At 75.1% G+C, this 1,299-nt stretch carries 2 protein-coding genes; both read left to right on the top strand.

Translation table 11 applies throughout. The annotated features are described in order from the left end of the window. Positions 1-643 (top strand): serine O-acetyltransferase (locus tag HMPREF0731_RS20020; RefSeq protein WP_007006037.1); only part of this gene is annotated, 643 nt, incomplete at its 5' end. Beyond that, the coding region (locus HMPREF0731_RS20015) for a VOC family protein (RefSeq protein ID WP_007006036.1) at positions 640-1,299 on the top strand (660 nt) is incomplete at its 3' end. The genes HMPREF0731_RS20020 and HMPREF0731_RS20015, both read left to right, overlap by 4 nt.

Genomic DNA, 1,299 nt, shown 5'->3' with positions numbered 1-1,299 from the left:
GGCGCGGCTGCTGCGCCCCGCCTGGCTGGCGCCCGGCGCGCTGGGCCCGCTGGCCGAGGCGCTGTTCGCGGCACATCCGCAGGATGCCGCCGCCGCCCTGGCGGATCTCGACGCCATCACCACGCGCAATTTCGAGCCGGGCGGGCTGCTCGGCAGCTGGATCGGCGGGCGCGGCTTCCACATGCTGCTGGCGCACCGCGCGGCGCACCGGCTCTGGGCCCAAGGCCGCACGGAACTCGCCATGGCGCTGAAGACCGAGGCGGCGGCCAGCCTCGGCGCCGATATCCACCCGGCGGCGCGGCTCGGCCAGCGGATTTTCCTCGACCATGGGCTCGGTCTGGTGGTGGGGGAGACGGCGGTGATCGAGGATGACGTCAGCCTCTGGCACGGTGTCACCCTGGGCAGCACGCTGACGAAGGGCGGCGAGGACCGGCACCCGAAGGTGCGGCGCGGCGCGGTGCTGGGGGCGGGGGCCACGCTGCTGGGGCCGGTCGAGATCGGCGCCTATGCGGTGGTCGCCGCCGGCAGCGTGGTGCTGGCCGATGTGGCGCCGCGCAGCACCGTGGCCGGCAACCCGGCGACGCCGCGCCGGCGCCATCGCCACCCCTATTTCCCCGCCGACCTGCCGGAGAGTGCCGCATGACCCCGCTGCCCGGCATCGACCACCCGCTGATCCTGCTGCGCGACATCGAGGCGGGGCGGGATTTCTACCAGCGCCTCGGCTTCACCATGACGCCGGTGGGCCGGCATCCCTGGGGCACCAGCACCAGCCTCGCCGTGCTGGAGCGCTCGGCGCTGGAGCTGATGGGGATCTATGACGAGAGCCTGATCGACGCCCTGCCGGCCGGGGAATTCCGCTTCGGCCGCCACATGCGCGACGCGCTGGCCGAGCGCGAGGGCATCTCCCTGGTGGCGCTGCACAGCCGCGACGCGGCCGCCGACCGCGCGGCGATGGAGGCGCGCGGCGCCTGTTTCCAGGGCCATATCGGCTTCCGCCGCCGCGTCCGCCCGCCGGGGGGGGATTGGGACGAGGCGGTGGTGTCGCTCGAGGTCAGCGTCGAGCCGGAACTGCCGCGCATCGGCCATTTCCTGGCGCAGCAGCACAAGCCGCACCTGCTCTGGGTGCCGGAGTGGATGCGCCACGCCAATGGCGCCACCCATGTCGCGGCGGTGACCTACCTGGCCGCGGACCCGGCGCCGGTGCTGGCCCGGCTGGTCCGGCTGTTCGGCGCGGCGGCGGTGGTCGAGGAGCCGGGCGGCCCGGCGGTGCGCACCGGCCAGGGCCTGTTCCGGGTGCGG

This window comes from Pseudoroseomonas cervicalis ATCC 49957 (assembly GCF_000164635.1).
GTDB classification, from domain to species: domain Bacteria; phylum Pseudomonadota; class Alphaproteobacteria; order Acetobacterales; family Acetobacteraceae; genus Pseudoroseomonas; species Pseudoroseomonas cervicalis.
Note: the sequence above shows the minus strand (reverse complement) of the source record. Positions and strands in the feature narration are given on the sequence as shown.